Raw genomic sequence first — 6643 nt, 5'->3', positions numbered from 1 at the left:
ACACTTGCACCGATTGAGTTTGAAAATGGAAGCCTTATTGGAACGAAATATGTCACAACAAAATCAGGCTATACCTTTGAAGGTTGGTTCTTAGATGCAGGGTTTACAACACCTGTTACGAGCGAAACAACCATCACTACAAACATGACAATCTACGCACAATGGAAAGAAATTCCAGTCGCGCAGAAAGTTACATTGACCTTTGAAGCAAACGGTGGATCAACACTTGCACCGATTGAGTTTGAAAATGGAAGCCTTATTGGAACGAAATATGTCACAACAAAATCAGGCTATACCTTTGAAGGTTGGTTCTTAGATGCAGGGTTTACAACACCTGTTACGAGCGAAACAACCATCACTACAAATATGACAATCTACGCACAATGGAAAGAAATTCCAGTCGCGCAGAAAGTTACATTAACATTTGAAACAAACGGCGGAACGACACTTGCACCGATTGAGTTTGAAAATGGAAGCCTAATTGGAACGAAATATGTCACAACAAAATCAGGCTATACCTTTGAAGGTTGGTTCTTAGATGCAGGATTTACAACACCTGTTACGAGCGAAACAACCATCACTACAAATATGACAATCTACGCACAATGGAAAGAAATTCCGGTTGCACAGAAAGTTACATTAACATTTGAAACAAACGGCGGATCTGCATTAGCACCGATTGTCTTTGAAAAAGGAAGTTTCATCGGTGTCGACCATTCAACAACCAAGTCTGGCTATACATTTGGTGGCTGGTTTACAGACGCTGAATTCAAAAATGCGGTAACGAATGAAACGGTTATAACCGAAAACATGACAATCTACGCTAAGTGGAACAAGAACCCGGATGCAGTCTTACCAGCAACAGGGATGTCAACCACAAGCTACGTCTTTATCGGAGTTACAGCTGTGATTATTGGTTTGGGTGTAGTTCTTTGGTCACGAAAAAAAGATGACGAATAAGCAATTATATAAGATATAAAAAGACTGTTCGAAAGGACAGTTTTTTCTACGCTCGGGACTGGAAGATTGAAGTGATAAAAGCTATAATACAAGTCTATGATAAAGTAATGGAGTCCATATGAAAAAAATTGTTTTAGTCTTAGCACTGGTTGCTTTTTTAGGGGTAGTCTACTATGCGTTTAGTTCATTACAAGATAACTTAGCGCAGCAACCCAACCCAATTGTATCTGTAGATGCAAGTAAGGGAAATCAATACATCAGTTTTGAAGAAATGCAAAATGCTCCCATCGTTGACAACTGCAAGACTTCAAAATTGAAAAAAAATATAACAGTTAATATCTCTGCATCCGGAGAATTTGCATATTATGCGAAAACAGACGATCAAGGGCGCGTGAAATATATCTACGCACCAGAACTCTTTTTTGCAAATTATGATGAACGCTACAATGGCAATAAACGCCTCTGCGATCGACAACAAAAAACTCCTGGAGATACTAGCAGTGATGATGCTGGACACATGATTGCGAACCAATTAGGAGGCAATGGGTCGCTTTACAACCTTGTTGCACAAAATGAAATTCTCAATCGGAGCGGCGGATGGCGTAAAATGGAACGGAAAATTGTGGAAGATATGCAAAATAATAATCCGGTCACAAACTATACTGTAGTGATAAATTATAAGAACGATGAACTGCGTCCAGATCGCTTTACGGTAACGTATGATGTAGATTATCGAAATCCAAAAACAGGTAAAAAAACCTACGAACATAATTTTAAAAATAACGGCACCAACCAGAATTTGCAGCAAGGAAAGCCAAAAGCTTAATACGATCCACTGCGTTAATAAACCCACATCTGTGAAAGATGTGGGTTTTTACACATTTAAATTGCGAAGGTCGTAGAATTGATTTATATATTAACATTTTTTTAATTTCAGTAGTGTCGTCAAAGCGCAGTAATTGCTAAAAGGGTGCTATGATTAAAGAAAAGTGAGGGAACATCATGAAGTTAAGTATCGATGAAACGTTTTATAATATTGTACAAAAAGATCCGGAACTCCGTAAAATCCTAGTCGAATTTGGTTTCAAACCCATGAAGCATGACTTGCAATTTTCCACAGTCGGCAAAGTCGTTACAATTCGCAAAGGACTAAACCATTTGGATAAAGATCTGGATTCCATCAATGGGTGGTTAGAAGAATCCGGAAGCACACATATTTTTGTTGATGAGACCAAGCAAGAAACAGACGAAGTTACAACCGAAAGTAAGACGCTTGGAGCACTTATTAAGCGTCTGCATGAAGGTGAAAACCCATCCGATGTTAAAAAAGACTTTCAAGAGCATTTTGGTAGTGTCCATGCATCAGAGATTGTCGCGATGGAACAAGAACTTGTGAAAGATGGCATGCCCATTGGGGAGATTCAACGCTTGTGTGATATCCACGCAGATGTCTTTAATGGATCCATTGAAGCGATTCACGCTAGCATGAATGATATCGATATTCCAGGTCATCCAGTTCATGTTTTAAAGGCAGAAAACAAAGCCTTAACGGATTTGTTGGAAACCTTAGATAAAACACTGCGTGCTTATGTAAATGGTGCCGATGACTCCATCAAATTTGGAATTTTGATGCAAGTCAATGAGCTCTTCGATATTGAAAAACATTACAAACGGAAAGAAGAATGCTTCTTCCCACTCCTAGAAAAACATGGATTCACAGCACCACCACAAGTTATGTGGGGTGTTGATGATGAAATAAGATCTGATTTAGCTGCTTTTCATAAATCAGTATCAGAACAGTCAGCTTCAGAAGTGTATGAACGCTTTATAGCATTGCGGAAACGTATTGAAGATATGATTTTTAAGGAAGAGATGATTTTGCTACCAATGATAATCGATGTCGTCACTGAAGATGATTGGCTCAAAGTCGCACATGATTCCAAAGAAATTGGATACTGTCTTGTGAGTCCGACTCAAGAATGGATACCAGTACGTAAATCATTTTATGACCGTGTCAAAGATGATTTATCAGTTCGTGATAATTCCCTTCATTTTAAAGTTGGAACGTTGCGGTTTGAAGAGTTAGAGGCTGTTTTGAACTTGTTACCAATAGATATTACATTTGTTGATAAAAATGATACTTTTAAGTATTTTAATCAGACCAAAGATCGTCTTTTTTTCCGTTCTCAGGCACAGATTGGACGCCAAGTTCAACATTGCCATCCGCCGAAATCATTGGATATAGTAGAAGGTATTCTGCGTGACTTCAAGTCTGGTGAAAAAGATGAAGAAAGTTTTTGGATAGAAATTAAGGGAAAACTAATCTATATTTCGTACTATGCAGTGCGAGATCAATTTGGAGCCTATATGGGAACATTAGAAGTCTCTCAAGACATTAAGCCCTATCAGGCAATTAGTGGTCAAAAACGATTACGCGACTAAGGAGGCTATGATGGATAAGCTTGATGATTTACGCACACAAATCAAGAATGATCCCGAGAATAAACCATTCACTGATAAGGGGTGGGAACCTATTTATATGGTTGATGCACGCGCCCGGGTCCTAATTATTGGACAAGCTCCAGGTGCTAAGACTCAGGAAATGAAAGGTGTATTTCATGATCAAAGCGGTGTACGATTGCGATCATGGTTAGGTGTCGATGAAGCCATGTTTTATGAGAGTGGACTGATTGCAGTGCTACCAATGGATTTCTATTTCCCAGGTCATGGGAAACAAGGGGATTTACCACCACGACCAGAATTCTACCAAAAGTGGCATCCGCAATTCCTTGAAGCGATGCCTCATGTCGAACTGGTTATTCTAGTGGGAATGTACGCACAAAACGTCTATCTTAAACCCAATGCATTCAAAACAATTACAGAGAATGTTCTCCATTATAAAATGTTTCTACCACATTACTTTCCATTGATTCATCCGTCACCACGTAATCAGGTATGGATGTCGCGACATCCTGAATTTGCAGAAGTAATTCTGCCTGACTTGAAAAAACATGTTCAAAAAATATTGAACACTTGATCTAGGTCAAGGTATCGCATTTCAAAAGCTCTATACTATAAGTATGGAGGTTGAAAGACTATGGAAAAGAAAATTAGATTAGAAACGCTCACATGTCCTTCATGTGTTGCGAAAATTGAAAAAGGTGTAAGCCAAATGGATGGCGTTGAAACTGTTGATGTAGGGTTTAACACATCGACTGTACGCGTCAGCTTTGACGAAGAGAAAGTTGATGCGAATGCAATCGAAGATCGCATAAAGGACTTAGGGTTTGCGCTTCGATAAGAAGTGGCTTCCATTTGCCCTTGCCCTTGTTTTGCGTATCAGCGCTGCAGATACATTCATTGCACAACTGATCTTTGGAATGGTAGGAATCTTTTATGCTTCCTACTTTTCAATACAAAGTTTTCGTAATCTACGATATCGCATAGTGGGAATTGATTTACTTGTTACGTTGGCTGCTCTTGGATCACTATTTATTGGCGAACCATGGGAAGCTGCCTCAGTAACATTCCTGTATGTATTCGGAAAGCACCTCGAATCACGAGCCCTTTACAAGACGCAAACGGAACTTAAATCGCTCATTGACTCGATGCCAACAACTGTGGTGGGTGCAGACGGGATGACCTATACGATGGATGAAGTATTTCCAGGTATGAACATCAAAGTTGTTGCTGGAAATGTTATTCCAGTAGATGGCAGTGTGTATGAAGGAATCGGGAGTGTGGATGAAGCATCGATTACCGGTGAATCAAACCTACAACAGAAGACTGTTGCTAGTCAGGTCTTTATGGGATCGATACTTAAAGAAGGTTACTTACTGATTCGGGTTGAGCGTACGAGTGATGACACTGTCTATGGTCAGATTTTAGATTTGGTTGAGAATGCTCAAAATAAGAAATCTAGAGTTCAAAATTTTATTGACCGTTTTTCACAATACTATACACCTGCGGTGATTGGGATTGCGATTGTGGCGTATCTTTTGACTCAGGATATTCGGATGGCATTATCTTTACTTGTTGTATCATGTCCAGGCGCTCTAGTTATTGCAATTCCGATTGCATCTTCGGTAGCGTTAAGTCATGCTCTAAAACATCATGTCTTAATTAAAGGTATCGATATCTTTGAAAAACTGAACAAAATTGAAACGATCGCATTCGATAAGACAGGTACATTGACATTAAATACACTGAGTGTTGTCCGTGTTGAATCCCACGCACAGTCACAAGAAAGAGTGCTTCAAATTGCTGCGTCGTTAGAACATTTTTCTGAGCATGTCATTGCATCCGCAATATTGGATAGAAATACATTGTCGCTTAAAGAGGTATCAGACTTTGAAGTAATCGCTGGTATGGGTGTCACAGGAACTATTGACGGCGTATCTTATCGTGTAGGTCAAGAAAACCTCTTCTCCTATGATGTCCCACTAGTTTCATCAAGTGCGGTATATGTAGGGACAGAAACGGAACTCTATGGTATTGTTGTTTTAGAAGATACATTACGCCCAGAAGCACCTGATGCACTTGATCAACTTCAAGACTATACACTGATGATGTTAACGGGTGACAACGCGCAGAGTGCCCAAAGAATTGCGGATATGGTTAATATTAGCCATGTTGAGAGTCGGTTATTACCTCAAGAAAAACTCGATATCATTAATCATCACGATAATATCATGATGGTTGGAGATGGTATGAATGATTCGCCATCATTAATTGCGGCTGACTTAGGAGTCTCGATGGGTGGTTCGGAAAATCGTGTTGCGATGGAGTGTGCTGATATGATTTTGGCACACCGTGATTTAAACCAGTTGCCAAAAATGTTCCGATTGGCACGCCGCGTTCGCAATGTTATGTATCAGAATATTGTGATTGCATTAGTTACTGTTGCTGTGCTTTTTATTGGAGTGCTTAATGCACACGTATCGATGTCATTAGGTATGGTAATTCATGAATTATCAGTATTAATTGTCATTGTAAATGCAATGAGATTGCGAGGATAAAATGGATCAATATAACCGTTGTTTACTACAGGTACCGGTGTTTCAAGAGTTAACTGAGGATCGACTAGTTGCGATATCTGATTTGATAGAACCACGCCATTATCATGCAGATGAGACCATCTACTATGAAACAGATGTGATCGAAACATTAGGGGTTATTCATCGTGGGTCAATCAAGTTACGAAAAATTAATGAAGATGGGAAAGAGCGGATTTTGAGCATCCTTTATCCAGGTGATTATTTTGGTGAAGCATCCTTACTCATTTCGAAGGAAAGTCAATATGACATTGTTGCGCTTGAGGAGAGTGCCATTTGCACGATTGAGTTAGACGCATTTCGGGCGATCATGAAACGTGATGAAACCATGATGCTATCTATGATGGATTCTTTAATTCAAAGAATTGCGAGTCGTGACGATCTCGTAATTGCTGAGAGTTTAGTGCCTGCAAAAGAACGTGTTCTCAAAGCATTAGCACACTATGCAACACCCGAAGGATTCGTTCAGTTGCCACTTTCTAAAAAAGATCTAGCGAGTTCGTTGGGTATTACACCCGAAACAATGAGTCGCGCAATCAATACTTTAGTTCGAGAGGGTATCCTTGAGAAGAAGGAGAATGAACTTTATTTCAAAAAAAATACCGGAGCACAATAATTGCTCCGGTATT

General features: G+C 39.5%; 7 protein-coding genes. All 7 read left to right on the top strand.

What is annotated here, in order from left to right; translation table 11 throughout:
• Positions 1 to 960, top strand: a 960-nt coding sequence (locus GVV19_RS01285) for an InlB B-repeat-containing protein (protein ID WP_201288176.1), incomplete at its 5' end; no start/stop codon positions are given.
• 118 nt (positions 961 to 1078) lie between these two features.
• Positions 1079 to 1786, top strand: a complete 708-nt coding sequence (locus GVV19_RS01280; protein ID WP_159644960.1) for a DNA/RNA non-specific endonuclease — start codon at positions 1079 to 1081, stop codon at positions 1784 to 1786.
• A 176-nt stretch (positions 1787 to 1962) separates the two neighbouring features.
• Positions 1963 to 3402, top strand: coding sequence for a DUF438 domain-containing protein (locus GVV19_RS01275; RefSeq protein WP_159644958.1), 1440 nt, complete (start codon positions 1963 to 1965; stop codon positions 3400 to 3402).
• 10 nt (positions 3403 to 3412) lie between these two features.
• Positions 3413 to 3997 (top strand): uracil-DNA glycosylase family protein, encoded by a 585-nt coding sequence (locus GVV19_RS01270; protein WP_159644956.1) that lies wholly within the window; start codon positions 3413 to 3415, stop codon positions 3995 to 3997.
• A gap of 60 nt (positions 3998 to 4057) precedes the next feature.
• Entirely contained in the window at positions 4058 to 4261 is a 204-nt protein-coding gene (locus tag GVV19_RS01265) for a heavy-metal-associated domain-containing protein (protein WP_159639388.1), read from the top strand.
• A complete protein-coding gene (locus tag GVV19_RS01260) occupies positions 4248 to 5978 on the top strand; it encodes a heavy metal translocating P-type ATPase (protein WP_159644954.1) in 1731 nt (576 codons plus the stop codon). The genes GVV19_RS01265 and GVV19_RS01260 overlap by 14 nt, the downstream gene beginning before the upstream one ends.
• Before the next feature lies 1 nt (position 5979).
• Entirely contained in the window at positions 5980 to 6630 is a 651-nt protein-coding gene (locus GVV19_RS01255; protein ID WP_159638950.1) for a Crp/Fnr family transcriptional regulator, read from the top strand.
• Positions 6631 to 6643 lie beyond the last annotated feature (13 nt).

The sequence above is a fragment of the Erysipelothrix anatis genome, from assembly GCF_009828745.1.
Classification (GTDB): domain Bacteria; phylum Bacillota_I; class Bacilli_A; order Erysipelotrichales; family Erysipelotrichaceae; genus Erysipelothrix; species Erysipelothrix anatis.
Note: the sequence above shows the minus strand (reverse complement) of the source record. Positions and strands in the feature narration are given on the sequence as shown.